Here is a 15,883-nt window from a genome sequence, read left to right as displayed (position 1 = left end):
TGAACTGCTCATAGTTTTGTCAGCCGGAATTTGCGCACGACAAAAATAAAGAAAGGCCCGCCGATCAACATGGAGACAATCCCGGCCGCAACTTCCGAAGGTGCTGCAATTAGCCTGCCGATGATGTCAGCGCCAAGCAAAAGGATGGATGCCAGCAATGCGGAATATGGCAGTATCCAACGATAGTCCGGGCCGGTGATGGTCCGGGCCAGATGCGGCGCAACCAGTCCGACGAACGCAATGGGGCCAGCCCCAGCAGTGGCAGAACCTGCCAGAAGCATTACGGAAAGACAGGCCAAAAGCCAGGTTACATGCAGGTTGACGCCCAGCGCAGCACCAAAATCCCAGCCCAGCGCCATTGCATTCAGGTTACCGGCGATCGACATCGCCACGGCAAGCCCTGCGATGACTGCTGGAGCCAGAATGGCGACGACATCAAGGCCGCGCCCCTCAACGGAGCCTGCGGCCCAGTGACGAAACTGGTCAAGGACAGCGAGCGGTGCATTGATGACAACAATACCCGTGACCGACGCAAGCACAACCGACAATCCGGCTCCGGCCAGCACCAGTTGCACGGGATTATTCGCCTTGCCGTGGGCATCTCCGAGAATGAAGACAGCAATTCCAGCAAGACCAGCGCCCGCAAATCCGAACCAGACATATTGCGCCATTGTCGTCAGGTTAAAGGTCACGATCCCCAGAATAACTGCGACGGCTGCACCTGCATTGATCCCCAGCAATCCTGGTTCGGCGAGCGGATTGCGCGTCACAGCCTGCATGATGGCGCCAGCGGTTCCAAGGGCCATACCGGCAATGATTGCAACGATGGTGCGCGGGATACGCAGTTCGCGAATGACAAGATGTTCGTTGTTCGAAAAATCAGGCTGCCATAGCGCATGGATGGTCTCGCTAAGGGCGATTGACCGGGAGCCCAGAGCAAGGCTGCAAAGCGCCATTGCGGTCAAAACGGCGGCGGCAACAATAAGACCCCTAACACGCCTCTTCTGCAATGGCATGACAAACTGCATCCTGTTTGACGTCATTTGGGAAAATTGGACGCGACAGCCTCGATCATCTGGAGACCGGAATAATAGTCGATACGGAAAGAAGATGGTCCGAGAGGATAGACGTTATGATCGCGGACCGCAGGAAGGTTCGCCAATACTGGATCTTTCAACAATGCCTGGACGTCATTTTGTGAGCCGCGCAAAAGGAAAATGCTCTTGCCTGTGATCGCTGCCGAAAGGTTCTCGTGGGAAATGAAATCGAAATCGGACCGGCGTGTGACATCCTTGGCTACCGTGTCGGGCAAGCCATCGACCTTGAAACCCAATGCTTGCAGTAGCTGTGACTGCGGGCTCGAAATTCTGCCGACCGAGTAACTGTTGCCGATATTGTAGCCGACGATTGTGACGGGTTCGCTGGGCGGCGTAATCGTTGCAGCCACCACTGCAACCTTCGCGTCGAAACGGGCGATGGTCGCGCCGGTCTCGTCTTCCAACCCCAATGCCGTGCCGAGCTGAGTAGCAATCTCCTGCCAGCTCTGGTTGGAATAATTGACGACCAGCGTCGGAATACCTTGCGCTTTCAATTCACTGTAATGTTGGACGACACTATCCGCTCCGGTCGCCGATGCGATCAGCAGGTCCGGTTCAAAACCGATAATGGCTTCCATGTCGAATTCGAGATTGGGATATAGCACTTCGACGCCGCGCTCATCGGCGACGTCTGCCCATTGAAGGAAGAAGCCCTTGTTATCTGTCAGCGGGCTCGGGGTCGTCGCGGCTGTCGCCACCAGAGGAGCGCCCATAGCCAGCAGAATGCCGGTTATGCTGGGCGTGGTCGATACGATGCGAACGGGTTTGGTTTTCAGTGTGAGTTCACCTGCTTCATGTTTTACAGTGCGGGGCCAGACCTGTTCGGCTCCAATGGCTGTCCGATATGGAGAAAACAGAATAACCATGGTGGCCAGAAGCAAGAAAATCGGACGTGCGGCTTGCATGGCTATTCTCCACCGACGCAAATTGGAAATCTTCAGACGGAAAGCTTTCCGAACGAATGCGCGACCAGCCAGCATTTCGAATAGGAAAACACTGCGCCGTTATCGAACGAGGAGCGAGCGGTCTGCTTCAGCTTCGAAAACTGGAGCTGATTACTCCATATTGCAGAATGCGTTCTACAATGCAATACGAACAGCCACATGATTTCCTCCAGGGACGACCAACCATGATGCAACGCCTGCATGCGGACGCCGTTACATTGCGCTATGATGATCGGGTCATCGTCGAGAACTTGTCGGTCAGTATTCCCGATGCGTCTTTCACCGTCATTGTCGGCCCCAATGCGTGCGGGAAGTCCACGTTGCTGCGTGCCTTGTCACGATTGCTTGCACCGGCCAGTGGAGAAGTCGTGCTGGATGGCAGGAATATAAGCCAATTTCCGGCAAAGGAAGCTGCGCGCAGGCTCGGTCTTCTTCCGCAAACCTCGGTTGCTCCCGATGGCATCACCGTTGCCGATCTGGTGTCACGCGGTCGTTATCCACATCAGTCCTTTCTGCGACAATGGTCGGTGAAAGACGAAGAAGCGGTAGCACTCGCCATGGAAGCCACCCGCATTTCCGACCTCGCCAACCGTTCAGTCGACGAACTTTCCGGCGGACAGCGTCAGCGCGTCTGGATTGCGCTTGTGCTGGCCCAGGAAACACCGATCCTTCTGCTCGATGAACCGACAACCTATCTCGATATCGCGCATCAGATCGAACTTCTGGAATTGCTGGCGAAACTTAACCGCGAGGGCCGGACTGTCGTTGCCGTACTACACGATCTCAATCATGCCTGCCGATATGCTTCACATCTGGTGGCCATGCGAAACGGGGCGATCATGGCGGAAGGCGCTCCATCCGAGATCGTTACAGAAAAGCTGATAGAAGATGTGTTCGGCCTTGCATCGGTAATCATTACCGATCCGGTTTCGGGAACGCCGCTCGTCGTCCCCCGAGCAACGCCCTCGCAATCTCCGTGATATTTCAATCGCTGGCGGCGCCATCCTCCCCGTCTACGATCCTTCCGCCGGTTGCCTGATTGACCAGTGACGCTTCATGAAAAAGCGCTTTCCGCTCGTCCTCGCTTCGCAATTGCCCAAGATCGGCCACCGTCGTCATAACGCAGACGATTTCCCGCTGCGCGTCGAAGACCGGGGCGGCCTGCCCTGTCACATTTGAAAGAAGATGGCTGGTCATTTCGGACCATCGTTCGTTGCGCACTTGTTCCAGCAGTGACTTTGCCGGCGGGCTGCCCCGAAAGTGAGTTGGCTGTACCTTACGCGCTGCATCGACCATAGCCTTGGGTAGAAAAGCCTGAAAAACCAGACCGCAAGCCGTATTATCGATGGGCAATGTGTCTCCCAGCGCCAGCGGATTGACCGAGAAATACGCACTTCGATACCAGCGCACGAGCGTCGGGCCACGATCTGTCCAGATAGCGACACCACCGCTGACGGCATGTCGTTGCGAAAGGGCCTTCATGTGTTGCGCCGCAATCTCCACAGCGTCCACACGTTTCAAGGCGCCTATGCCGATGCTCAGCGCAGTCGGCCCCAGATCGTAAAGACCGCTTGCAGCGTCCTGTTTTGCAAGGCCTTCCTTGACGAGGCTCTGCAGATAACGATGCGCTGTCGAGCCGCCCGTCTTTGCCCGCCGGGCGACTTCGCCCAACGCAAGCTCGGTTTCAGCATTGGCCAGAATCCGGAGAAAGCGCGCGGCAATGGAAACCGACTGTATTGTACCCGAGCGTTTTTCACTCGTGGTGTCGCTCTCATCGGACAGGTCGTTCTCGTTCAAATGCTTTGCCTCCTCCTCGGTAATAGCAAATCGATGTTTAGCGACAAGCCGTTGGAAAGTCATGCCCTCTACATTGTGAATGCGATGGGAGGACCTCGAGGGTTTTGAGCCGGATTGAATTGCCTCTCCCTCACTGTTGCGGGCATGCAACACATATCGGAGGCTTGATATTGTACTGTATTGCGGTATGCATTCCTTATTGCGGAATGATGCCCTTATGCTTTAACAGAACATGACTAATATACTCATGTTTGGGGCGACTTATGAATATCCGTTTGAATCGTGGCTTGATGTCCAGCGCCAGTGCACTCACGCTGGCAGTGTTTGTGGTAACGCCTGCGCTTGCCCAGGAGGCTGCGAAAGCCAGCTCCGACGCGATCGTGCTTGATACTGTGGTCGTGACAGGGGAAAAAGTCGCGCGCGACATCAAGAACACGGCGTCATCGGTCACCGTCATTTCGGCCAAGGAAATCGACAAGGAGAAGACAGGCGATTCATCCGTGGCTGAAGTGATCGCGAACGTCCCAAACCTCATCTATACCGACAACGTCGGCGCTCCCATCATTCGTGGGCAGGATACGCAGGGCCCAAACACAGGGCAGAACGTGTTCTGGGGCGGCACCGTGCCGCGCGCCACGATTAATCTCGACGGACATTATCTCAACTATAATGAATACTACTTCGGTGCGACCTCGGTGTGGGATCTCGACAGCATCGAAGTGTTCCGTGGCCCGCAGACGACATCTCAGGGTGCCAATGCGATTGCGGGTGCGATCATCGTGAACACCAAGGACCCGGTATTCACACGCGAAGGCGCTTATCAGGTCGAGATCGGCAATTACAACACCAAGCGCACCTCAATCATGCTGAACAGTCCCATCTACAAGGATGAGCTGGCAGCGCGCCTTGCAATCGACTATTCGGGCCGTGATACCTTCATCGACTATATCAGCCCCAACTTCATTTCCGAAAAGACAAATCAAGATTTCGAAGCACTGAATGCGCGGCTGAAACTGCTGTGGGAACCGGCAGAGATTCCCGGCCTCACGGCAAAGCTGACCTATTCCCACAATCGATCCAACCGTCCAAGCCAGGAAGCAGCGTCTGCACCATTCGACGAACTCGAACATCTGACTACGACCATGCCAAGCTGGAAGCAGGATACCAATACAGGCATCCTTGATGTTGGCTATGATTTTGGCAACGGCGTGAAATTCTACAACCAGGCGCAATATTCCGCCTCGTCTGTGCATCGCCATACCGGCATTGCGAATAACGGCAAGGCCGATATCAACCAGAAGAACATTTCCAATGAGTCTCGTATCACGTTTGGCGAGCAGGAAGACGTCATCAGCGGTGTCGCCGGTATTTTCTACGCCAATACCAAGTCGGACGAGTTCATGCTGCTTCAAGGCACGACGACGTTTGACGATACGAAAGACAATCTGGGGCTTTTTGCCGAAGTGAGCTACCGGCTCGACGACCAGTGGACGTTGACCGGTGGGCTTCGTTACCAGCAGGATCGTGTACAGCGCATCGGAAAATCGGCGCTGGCGCCAACGCCGCTCGATTACGACGAAACATTCTCCGCGCTCTTGCCAAAGGTATCGCTGGCATATGCTGTCACACCCGATCTGACGATCGGAGCACTGGTCAGCAAGGGTTACAACCCCGGCGGGGTTTCCCTCAATCTCAATTCAAGGCAGTGGAAGCCTTTTGAGGATGAGACGCTGTGGAACTACGAGTTGTTCACGCGCGCCAATCTGCTTGACGACAAGCTGACACTGACAGGCAATCTGTTCTACATGGACTTCAAGAACGCCCAGTACAACATTCCTGTCGTCGTCTCTCCCGGTGTGGCGCAATCCTATACGATCAATGCCGAAAAGGCTCATGCCTATGGTCTCGAAATGGGGCTCGACTATCAGCTTTTGTCTAATCTGACGATCAAGACAAGTGCCGGTATTCTCCGCACCGAAATCGACGAAATTTCGAGCAATGTGCGCTATGAGGGTAACGAGTTCGCCAAGTCTCCCGGTTATATGTTCAGCATCGGTGCGAGCTGGGATGCAACGGAAAAGCTCAATATCTCCGGACAGGTTCGCCACACTGACGGTTACTATTCCGACCTTGCCAATACACCGACCTATGTCGTGGACGCCTATACGATTGCCGATGCGCGTGTGAGTTATGATTTCCATGAATCACTGCAGCTTTACGGCTATGTGAAGAATATTTTCGATGAGCGCACCCCGACCTATCTGCAGCAGAACCGCGGTATTGGTGGCATCGAGGCAAGCATGACCATGCCTCGCACATTCGGCGTCGGCATCAAGGGCACGTTCTAGGCATTTTGTAAAATCGCCAATCCAGCCGGTCACATCCGTGGCCGGCACAGCTTTTTATATGCATTAACGGGAGCCCGAAATGGGTAAGCAACGGAAACTTCACATTGGTATGTCGCTGGCACCGACCTGGCTGAGTGGCGACGGGTGGCGGCATCCGGACAGCAACATCGAAGGGACACTCGGTTCAGATTTCTATATCGATATCGCCCGGCGAGCCGAGGCGGCGAAGCTTGATTTCGTATTCCGTCCCGATAGCCTTTTCATGAACCATCAGATCATGGAAACCACTCCGGGCTTCGGCAGCATGGATGCGACGCTCGTCATGGCAACGCTGGCGCGGGAGACTTCGCATATCGGTCTTCTGACCACGATATCGACAACTTTCATGCCGCCTTATGTCGTTGCCCGTCAGGTCCAGTCCCTGCACTGGCTCAGTAATGGCCGGGCCGGGTGGAATATTGTCACGGCACTCGATGGCAACGAGAATTTCGGTTTGACGGAAATGCCTTCATCCGACGAACGCTATGCAAGGGCAGCCGAATTTACCAGCGTCGTGCGTGATTTATGGAAGAGTTTTCCTGGATCGGCCTTGAAACGTGATCGTGAAAGCGGCCGCTTTGCAGATACGGCAGCCATAAATCCGATAAATCACGACGGTACCTATTACCGGGTTAAAGGTCCGCTCAATGTCCCTTCTGTTCAGGATGCTCCCATCCCGCTTATTCAGGCTGGCGCGTCACCGGCAGGGCGCGACTTTGCGGCATCCGTTGCCGACGCCGTCTTTTCCGCGACCCCGGATATGGAAGCGGCAATCGATCTTCGCCGCAATCTTCGTGACCGTGCGCAATTCCATGGCCGAAAGTCGGACGACGTTCGCCTGCTTCCCGGTCTCAGCCTCTATTTGGCTCCCACGCGGAAAGAAGCGGAAGAACTTTTCGCCTACACGCATGCGCGAGGCGATAGGGTTCGCAAAATCGCATTCATCCGCGAGATGACCGGTCTCGACCTATCCGAATGGCCCGCAAATCGTCTCATTCGACCAGCCGACCTGCCACCCCCACCCGAAAAGGTCCGAAGCAAAACCCATGCAGGATTGCTTCGGCGTTTGCTGCAACGTGAGGAGCTTTCGCTTGATGAGCTCTTGCGCAGACCCGAGGTCATCAGCGCCGCTCATTGGCAGGTGATCGGCACGGTTGAGGATGCAGCCAAAGAGATTCGCAAATGGTTTGAGGCAGGCGCAATCGACGGTTTCATAACCGCGCCGGGTGGCTCAACCGGATCAATGCGGCTAGCGCTGGATGAACTCATGCCAAGGCTTAGCGAAGAAGGGTTACTGCGTTCAGAATATTCAGGAAATACCTTCTTCGAACATCTCACGGAGTAAGGTGGTTTTGGTACAAAAGATGGGTGGACTTTGAAAGGACGACTTCCAGCCGAGTTGTTTCCGATGTCTCAGATATTCAGCACCGCAGACTGAAGTCAGCCAAGATTATCGACCCACTCGATAACTATTATATCCCTGCGCTTGAAAGAGATATGAACCGCCAACTGGTCATTAATTTTGTGAGTAGCCGGAATGGGGCCAAGAGTGGACTATCAGCTTGTGGCTTCCAAGATGGCGGTAGCGGACGTTCTGCCCTATTAAGAGCGACATGCAGTTTTTGGGCACGGGGGGAGAGCGGGCACACCAGCGCGAGCTTAGATTAGAAACGAAAACAACGTCTTATGAGATTCCAAGCATATTTTCGAGCTTTCTTCTGGGTACTGAGCGATCCAGTAAATGTCAACATTTCGCCTGATGAGCGACAACCTTCTTAGTGTTTAGTTGCCGGCTCTTGGTTGAGGGCGAACAGGCCGGCAAGCACGTCCTCTTCCGTCAAGTCGACCGCCAAACCGTATGCTGCAGCTACAACCTCGTCCAGAGCCTCGTGTTCAAGGCCCCACCAAGTAGGACGTTCGTTACATAGGTTTGTCAGCGTCCGCTGTTTCAATATTTTTCTGCCTCTTCGTCAACAGGAACGATCCGGCCTGGAAATCCAGGCACAGCTTCTTGGGTTCAGCCCGTTTTCTCGTAACTCGTTTAGCTGTTTCTCGACATCTGCAATTCTGACGGCTCTGGAATCATTTGGTTCGGATGACGTATGAACACGTCCTATATTGACTGGTATGGTAGTATGGTATATCCGGAATTTGAGGAGTCAAAATCATGCGAAGCCCATTGTTGCAACCGAAACACGTCAGTGTGGTCGATCAGCTTTATGCAACGCTGCGGGCTGCCATCATTGATAATGCATTGTCGCCCGGCACCCGGATTTCCGAGGCCGATGTGGCTCAGCAATATGGGGTTAGCCGTCAGCCTGTGCGTGAAGCCTTCATCAAGCTTGCCAATGAAGGGCTGCTGGAGGTTCGGCCTCAGCGAGGCACTTTCGTCGCGAAAATTTCACTTCAGGCCGTAATGGATGCGCGCTTCGTGCGCGAAGCGGTTGAAGCGGACATCGTTAAGCTTCTGGCCCAATCTCCTGATCAGACGTTGGTTACCGAGTTGCGAGCCCAGCTCGTTTGTCAGGAAAAGCTCGTTGGCGGGTCTGCACGGGATTTCATGGAGGCGGATGAAATATTTCACCGCACCCTGGCCGAGGGAGCTGACAAGGGAAAAGCCTGGCGCGTCGTCGTCGAGATGAAGGCTCAGATGGACCGGGTACGGTTTCTTTCCAGCATGCATTTCCCGGTTGATCGCCTCATTGCACAACATCGCGCAGTGGTGGAAGCAATTGCGGACGGCGATGCCATCCAGGCCGAACAGTCGATGCGAGGACATCTGCGAGGAATTCTGAGTGATTTGCCTGTCATCGAACAGGAGCGGCCCGAATATTTTCTGTAGGGTTCACAGCAACAGCAAAGACATTATCCAGAGGAGGAAACAATGAAATTTCGGATTCTTACGCGTCTGGCAGCAACCAGTGCTGTTCTCGCTATCATGGGAGGAACATCGCTGGCGCAGGAGGTAACACTCAAGCTCGGCCATCTGGCCAATGAAGAGAATATCTGGCACAAAGCGGCACTGAAATTCGCGGAAGAGGTCAAATCTCGTACAGAAGGACGCGTTGCCGTCGAAGTCTATCCGAATGAATCGCTCGGTAAGGAAATCGACGTCATCAACGGCATGCAGCTTGGCACGGCCGATATGACCATCACCGGTGAAAGCCTGCAGAACTGGGCGCCAAAAGCAGCCCTGCTTGCTCTGCCATATGCATACAAATCGCTTGAACATATGGACAAGATTGCCTCCGGCGAAATCGGAAAGCAGATCGAGGCAGAGATCGTCGAAAAGGCGGGTATTCGCCCGCTGACCTATTTTGCACGCGGCCCGCGCAACCTTTCTGCCAATCGCGAGATAACAAAGCCGGAAGAGCTGAAAGGCTTCAAGGTTCGCGTGCCGAATGTGCCGATCTTTGTCGCCGCATGGCAATCGCTTGGTGCGAACCCAACCCCGATGGCCTTCTCGGAGGTTTTCACCTCACTCCAGAACGGCACTATCGAAGGTCAGGAAAACCCGCTCGCGCTTTTCAAGTCTGGCGGCTTCTATGAAGTCCAGAAAGTCGTCAACAAGACGGAACACGTTCGCTCGTGGATCTATCTGGCCATATCGGAACGAAGCTGGGGCAAGCTTTCGGAGATCGATCAGGCTGCATTGCAGGAAGCCGCCAAGGCCACGCAGGCTTACGAACGCGAATTGTTCATCGCCGACGAAAAGGCGCTCGTCACCGATCTCGAAAGCCGCGGCGTGAAGTTTGTCGACGTGGATCAGGCTGCCTTTGCCGACAAGGCGCGCGACGCTGTCATCAACTCTGTTCCGCAGGAAATCCGTCCCCTGGTCGAACAGGTTTTCAACGACTGAGATAATGGGGCTGCCGGACCCAATCCGGCAGCTGCCACGTCGAGGATACCATGACAAAACTATTCAAAGGATTGGAAGGCATATGTCGCCTTCTGATACTGGCAGCATTTCTCTTATTGATGGGGGCGGTGCTGTTGCAGGTCTATGCACGCACGTTTTTGAGCAGCGCCCCGGTCTGGACCGAGGAACTGACCAGATTCTGCCTGCTCTATATTGGTGCGCTCGGCGCGGGTCTTGCGCTGCGTAGTGGCGATATGGTCAATGTTGACCTTCTTTGCGAAAGCCTTCCCGGACGTATCCCGTGGCTTTTGCGACTGGTCAGCGCCGCATTGACGGTGGCTTTTGCGGCTATTCTCCTGCCCGCCGCGTGGGATTACACCATGATCGGCAGCCGTCAGACCGCCCCGTCGCTTGGCTGGCGAATGGATTTCGTCCACGCAACACAGCTCATTCTTCTCGTCGCTCTGGGTCTCTGGGCACTGATGCGCATCATTGAAATGCTCTCGGGCCGTCATGATGGGCGCCCTATCCCCAATTCGGAGGAAAATTGATGGGCCTGACCCTTCTTCTTGGCTCGTTCGTGCTGGGCCTTGCCATCGGCTTGCCCGTAGCTGTGACATTGGGCCTTTCCTCGATGGCCTATCTTCTGTTCGCGGACATCCCCTTGGTTGTCATCCCGCAGAAAATGTATGCCGGGATGGACAGCTTTGTTCTGCTCTGCATTCCAGGGTTCATTCTGGCTGGTAACCTTATGAATTCCGGCGGCATTACCGAACGGATTATTCGCTTTGCAAATGCCCTTGTGGGCTGGATGCGCGGCGGGCTGGCACAGGCCAATATCGCAGCCTCGATGCTTTTCGGCGGTATTTCAGGAACCGCAGTCGCAGATGTAGCTTCCGTTGGCGGCATGATGATCCCCGGCATGAAGAAGGTTGGTTATCCGGCTGATTTCTCCGCTGCAGTCACAGCCGCCTCATCGACTGTCGGCCCAATGATCCCGCCAAGCGTGCCGATGATTATCGTCGGATCGCTCTCCGGTCTTTCGGTCGGCAAGTTATTTCTGGCAGGTGCAATACCCGGCCTTCTGATGGGTTTTGCCATGATGGTGACGACCTATTTCATCGCCAAGAAGAAAAATTTCCCTCGCGAGGACTGGAAGGGCGCCCGAGAGTTGCTGTCGTCATTCACCGGAGCGATCTGGGCTATTGCAATGACCGCACTGATCGTGGGTGGCCTGCTGATCGGCATCACGACACCGACCGAAACGGCAGTGGTTGCGTGCCTTTATGCGGCGGTGGTGGGGCTGTTCGTCTATAGAGAACTGCCAGTAAGTCGGATTCCGAAAATCATCATCGATAGTGCAATCAGTTCGGCAGGCATTCTCGTACTGGTGGGCACAGCCAATGTGTTCGGCTGGATTCTCGTCGCCGAACGTATTCCGCAGACATTGGCCAATGCGGTTCTCTCCATCACCGATAACAAGTTTCTCGTTATCCTGCTGATCAACATTCTGCTTCTGTTCGTCGGCATGTTCATGGAAACGATTGCAGCCCTGATCATTCTATTCGTACCATTGCAGGCTCTAGCCTTGGCAGTCGGTATCGACCCCATTCATTTTGCGTGTTTTGCGGTCCTGAACCTTATGATCGGCCTGACTACACCACCGGTCGGCGTTTGCCTGTTTGTCGCGTCCAATATTGCGCGTCTCCCACTCTCGCCGGTGATCAGGGCGATCATTCCCTATATCATCACCAATCTGATTGTCCTTTTGATGGTCAGCTACATGCCGCCTCTGGCGACCTGGCTGCCCAACACGCTGATGCCGTGAGGTGGGAATGACTAAGTTGTCGAACACGCGCGTGATTTGCCTTCACGCGCAGGACGATCTGAGGATCGAAAGTCGGCCTGTCGGAACACCAGGGCCAGGAGAAGTGCTGGTCGCGGTCGAAGCAGGCGGGATTTGTGGATCGGATCTGCATTACTGGTTGGAAGGCGGCATTGGTACTATCCGTGTCCGGGAACCGATCATCCTAGGTCACGAGGCCTCGGGACGCATCAAGGCTCTCGGCGAGGGAGTGACGGGGCTGGTGCCGGGTCAGCTCGTTGCTATGAACCCTTCGCAGCCTTGCGGCACCTGCAGTTTCTGCCAGCAGGGTCTGACGCGCCATTGCAGTGCGATGCGCTTCAAGGGATCGGCAATGTATCTCCCGCACCAACAAGGCATGTTCCGCGACAGGATAGTGATTGCGGCGGACCAGTGTTTTCCTGTCCCGAACGGTATTGATCCGGGAGCCGCAGCCTGCTCTGAACCACTGGCAGTTTGCCTTCATGCCGCCAATCGTGGGGAAGCGATTGCAGGCAGCTTGGTCGGTAAGGTCGTCATGGTGACGGGTGCAGGCCCGATCGGCGCCCTTTGCGTGGCGGTAGCGCGACAACGCGGCGCGTCGGAAATCATTGTGACTGATATTCAGGACGCCACTCTGGCTGTCGCCGCACGCATGGGCGCAGATCATACGGTCAATATTGCAACCGACCCGACAGGGCTCGCCCGCTGGCAGGAAGGCAAAGGCAAGGTCGATCTGGTATTTGAATGCTCTGCTGCAGCACCGGCCATCGGCGACGCAATTTCCTGCCTTCGACCGCTCGGCACCCTCGTACAGGTTGGCGTCGGCGGACCGACCGTCCTACCTCTCAACGTCATGGTGGGTAAAGAAATCCAGTTTGTCGGCTCGCAGAGGTTCGATACAGAATTCGCCGAGGCCGTACGCCTTATCGGATCAAAAGCTATCGATCCTCGACCGATCATCACCGCAACCATTCCCCTGACGGAAGCCTTGTCTGCCTTTCAGGCGGCTACGGATCGTACGCGGTCCGTTAAGGTTCAGATTAGTTTCGCTGATGCGTCAGCCTAGTACTGAAAACAGAAAGACGAATAAATGAGACAGACCTGGCGCTGGTTTGGCCCCAAGGACCTCGTATCCATCGATGATATGCTACAAGCAGGTGTTGAAGGCGTTGTCACCGCCCTGCACCATGTGGCGACCGGATCCGTCTGGTCGCCCGCCGAAATCGAAAAACGGCAGGTCGAAATTGCCCGGATGAAGAACGGCGAACCTTCGGGACTGAAATGGGAAGTCGTGGAAAGCCTTCCGGTTTCAGAAGATATCAAACGCCAGACAGGTGACTGGAAAACTCATATCTCGAACTGGAAGACATCGATGCATAACCTGCGTGACGCAGGCATCGAGGTCATTTGCTACAATTTCATGCCCATCCTCGACTGGACACGCACCGACCTTGCCTATCGGCTGGCGAACGGGGCAACCTGCATGCGTTACGACGCCCTCGATTTCGCCGTCTTCGATCTGTTTCTGCTCGAACGCAAGGGCGCATCGGACAGTTACAAACCTGAACTCATCGAAGCTGCACGCAAGCGTTTTGCGGAGATGTCCGAGGAGCGGCGGCTTGAGCTTTCCGGCAACGTCGTCTTCGGTCTGCCTGGCGCTGCCGAACGCATGTCGATGGACGATGTGAAGGTTCATCTCGCCCATTACGACAATATTTCGCCAGAGCGCCTGCGAAACCACCTGATCGACTTTCTGGCAGAGGTGAGTCCGCTGGCGGAAGAGCTTGGCGTACGTCTGTGCTGCCATCCAGACGATCCGCCCTTCCCCCTTCTCGGACTACCGCGCATCATGTCCACCGAAGCTGATTATAAAGCGGTCATGGATGCAGTAAACATTCCGGCGAACGGTATCACACTTTGCACTGGCTCACTGGGCGCGCGCGCCGATAATGACCTGCCAGGTATGATGAAGCGCTTGGGTGACCGTGTGCATTTCCTGCATTTGCGCAATGTCGCACTTGAAGAACCCCACCTTGGCGGATCGTTCCATGAGGCCGCTCATCTTGAAGGCCATACGGATATGGTGGCGATGATTGCTGCCATTTTGTCAGAGGAGAACCGCCGCAAGGCCGAAGGTCGTGCCGACTGGCGCATTCCTATGCGCCCTGATCACGGTCAGGATATTCTCGATGATCTGAACAGACGCGCTCAGCCGGGTTATCCATCCATTGGGCGCCTGAAAGGCCTGGCCGAATTGCGCGGAATCATGACCGCCCTGTCCCATCCAAATGTCAGGATAGACAAGTGACACGGCTTTCAGCACTGGTGAACGATGCCGTAGCAGCCAGCTGGCCCGCTTATACTCCCGAAAATCACGAGGTCGGTATTGTTCATCTCGGCCTCGGCAATTTTGCCCGCGCGCACTTGTTATCCTATACCGATACCGTGTTGGCACAGAAAGGTGGCAATTGGCGGGTGACGGGAGTGTCGCTGCGCGGAACCGCCGTTGCTGATAGTCTGAATCCACAAGACGGCCGCTATACCCTGATCACACGCGGTCCGGTCACAGAAGCACGTGTGATTGGCGCACTGAACCGGGTGCTATCCGGCCCGACGGTTGGCAATGATGCCCTGGATGCCATGACCTCGCCCGGATGTCGCATCGTCAGTTTAACCGTAACGGAAAAAGGATATGGCATCACCAGTGACGGTAGGCTGGATCGTGAGCATCCGGCAATCGTCGCCGACCTCGCTAATCCAGACGCGCCCACCAGCGTGATCGGGCTTATTGTGGCAGCGCTATCTCGCCGTATGATCGGTGGATTGCCACCCTTCACGGTGCTCAGTTGCGATAATCTCTCTCACAATGGTCAGAAGTTGCGGGACGCAGTATTGGCATTCGCCGATCAAACGGGTGGAAGACTGCTTTCGCTCTGGATAGCAGAAAAAGTCGCCTTCCCGTCCACTATGGTGGATCGGATCACGCCGGCGTCAAATGCCCAGACCGTCAAGCTCGCCGTGGAGCTGACGGGGCGAGAAGATCACGCTGCCGTTGAAACCGAACCTTTCAGCCAATGGGTGATTGAGGACAAATTCTGTGCCGGACGACCGGAATGGGAATGTGCTGGCGCCCTCTTTGTCGACAATGTCGCCCCATATGAAAGCATGAAGCTGCGAATGCTGAACGGGGCACATTCTATGCTTGCCTATAGCGGGCAGCTCTCAGGTAAAAGCTTTGTCCGAGACGTGATGGCCGACCCGGATCATGCTGTGCTCGTCCGTCGTCACCTTGCTGTCGCTGCGGCAACTGTAGAAGGACTGTCCATCGATCTCGACGCCTATGCTGCGGCTCTTGCCGAGCGGTTCGCCAACCCGGCTATCGCCCATTCCACCGCACAGATTGCAATGGATGGAACACAGAAGCTTCCCCAACGCATCACAACCCCGGCCCTGGAAGCTCTGGCATCGGGCAAACCGTACGGACCCTTCGTATTTGCTCTCGCTGCGTGGCTCGCCTATCTGGCTCGAAAGGAGGACGACGGCCACCCGGTTCCATTGAATGACCCCAAAGCGACCGAGCTTCAGACCGGCTTGAAAGACATCAAGACGCCCGAGGAAATAATCCGTGCGGTTGCGTCTGTGTGTCCCGATATCCTTCCCAGTAAGCTAACAAATGGCGTATTCGGTTCAGCGCTGCGTGATACGCTTCACACAATCCAGTCGGAAGGGATGCCAAAGGTCATCAAACAAAAAGCGGCAGAAGCTTCCTGAGCGTCGATACAGGCAGAAGACTTTGCTGTCATTGCTCTGAACACAAGAGCCTGAATCATAATGAACGTGACGATATCAGGCTCCGAGCGGCTAACCATGGCTTACTTTGTTTATAGTTCTCGGCGCATTTGGTAATTTTCCCTATCCTAAAATGAAATTCCGACAACGTTATTGCGATCTGA

At 55.2% G+C, this 15,883-nt stretch carries 13 protein-coding genes; 10 read left to right on the top strand and 3 right to left on the bottom strand.

Annotated features, from left to right (window positions below):
• Positions 1-8: 8 nt before the first annotated feature.
• Together ABDF71_RS21335 and fepB are read right to left on the bottom strand one after the other, a co-directional pair.
• A complete protein-coding gene (locus ABDF71_RS21335; protein ID WP_258125137.1) occupies positions 9-1,016 on the bottom strand; it encodes a FecCD family ABC transporter permease in 1,008 nt (335 codons plus the stop codon).
• A 23-nt stretch (positions 1,017-1,039) separates the two neighbouring features.
• Positions 1,040-2,002, bottom strand: coding sequence for a Fe2+-enterobactin ABC transporter substrate-binding protein (gene fepB / locus ABDF71_RS21330; RefSeq protein WP_029926477.1), 963 nt, complete (start codon positions 2,000-2,002; stop codon positions 1,040-1,042).
• Between the two features lie 224 nt (positions 2,003-2,226).
• Here fepB and ABDF71_RS21325 point away from each other — a divergent pair, with 224 nt between their 5' ends.
• Positions 2,227-3,021, top strand: a complete 795-nt coding sequence (locus ABDF71_RS21325) for an ABC transporter ATP-binding protein (RefSeq protein ID WP_151609376.1) — start codon at positions 2,227-2,229, stop codon at positions 3,019-3,021.
• A 4-nt stretch (positions 3,022-3,025) separates the two neighbouring features.
• On the opposite strand, the gene ABDF71_RS21320 is transcribed toward ABDF71_RS21325, so the two are convergent.
• Entirely contained in the window at positions 3,026-3,838 is an 813-nt protein-coding gene (locus ABDF71_RS21320) for an IclR family transcriptional regulator (RefSeq protein WP_258125136.1), read from the bottom strand.
• 263 nt (positions 3,839-4,101) lie between these two features.
• On the opposite strand from ABDF71_RS21320, the gene ABDF71_RS21315 reads away from it, so the two are divergent.
• The 9 genes from ABDF71_RS21315 to ABDF71_RS21275 all read left to right on the top strand — a co-directional run bounded on the left by ABDF71_RS21315 (position 4,102) and on the right by ABDF71_RS21275 (position 15,701).
• The gene (locus tag ABDF71_RS21315) at positions 4,102-6,186 is read left to right on the top strand and encodes a TonB-dependent receptor (RefSeq protein ID WP_258125135.1); all 2,085 of its coding nucleotides are present in this window, start codon (positions 4,102-4,104) and stop codon (positions 6,184-6,186) included.
• Positions 6,187-6,265: 79 nt separating this feature from the next.
• Positions 6,266-7,570 (top strand): NtaA/DmoA family FMN-dependent monooxygenase, encoded by a 1,305-nt coding sequence (locus ABDF71_RS21310; protein ID WP_036588569.1) that lies wholly within the window; start codon positions 6,266-6,268, stop codon positions 7,568-7,570.
• A gap of 822 nt (positions 7,571-8,392) precedes the next feature.
• Complete coding sequence (locus tag ABDF71_RS21305) at positions 8,393-9,067, top strand: GntR family transcriptional regulator (RefSeq protein ID WP_029926471.1); 675 nt, start codon at positions 8,393-8,395, stop codon at positions 9,065-9,067.
• A 42-nt stretch (positions 9,068-9,109) separates the two neighbouring features.
• Complete coding sequence (locus tag ABDF71_RS21300; protein ID WP_258125134.1) at positions 9,110-10,084, top strand: TRAP transporter substrate-binding protein; 975 nt, start codon at positions 9,110-9,112, stop codon at positions 10,082-10,084.
• 50 nt (positions 10,085-10,134) lie between these two features.
• Positions 10,135-10,635, top strand: coding sequence for a TRAP transporter small permease (locus tag ABDF71_RS21295; protein ID WP_258125133.1), 501 nt, complete (start codon positions 10,135-10,137; stop codon positions 10,633-10,635).
• A complete protein-coding gene (locus ABDF71_RS21290) occupies positions 10,635-11,912 on the top strand; it encodes a TRAP transporter large permease (protein WP_258125132.1) in 1,278 nt (425 codons plus the stop codon). The genes ABDF71_RS21295 and ABDF71_RS21290 overlap by 1 nt, the downstream gene beginning before the upstream one ends.
• Positions 11,913-11,919: 7 nt before the next feature.
• Entirely contained in the window at positions 11,920-12,996 is a 1,077-nt protein-coding gene (locus tag ABDF71_RS21285) for an L-idonate 5-dehydrogenase (RefSeq protein ID WP_209418891.1), read from the top strand.
• Positions 12,997-13,020: 24 nt separating this feature from the next.
• Complete coding sequence (uxuA, locus tag ABDF71_RS21280; protein WP_114048072.1) at positions 13,021-14,238, top strand: mannonate dehydratase; 1,218 nt, start codon at positions 13,021-13,023, stop codon at positions 14,236-14,238.
• Positions 14,235-15,701 (top strand): mannitol dehydrogenase family protein, encoded by a 1,467-nt coding sequence (locus tag ABDF71_RS21275; RefSeq protein WP_258125130.1) that lies wholly within the window; start codon positions 14,235-14,237, stop codon positions 15,699-15,701. Before uxuA ends, ABDF71_RS21275 begins: the two co-directional genes overlap by 4 nt.
• The last annotated feature ends 182 nt before the right edge of the window (positions 15,702-15,883 follow it).

Origin of the sequence: Ochrobactrum sp. WV_118_8 (assembly GCF_039631535.1) — a bacterium.
GTDB lineage: Bacteria > Pseudomonadota > Alphaproteobacteria > Rhizobiales > Rhizobiaceae > Brucella > Brucella anthropi.
Note: the sequence above shows the minus strand (reverse complement) of the source record. Positions and strands in the feature narration are given on the sequence as shown.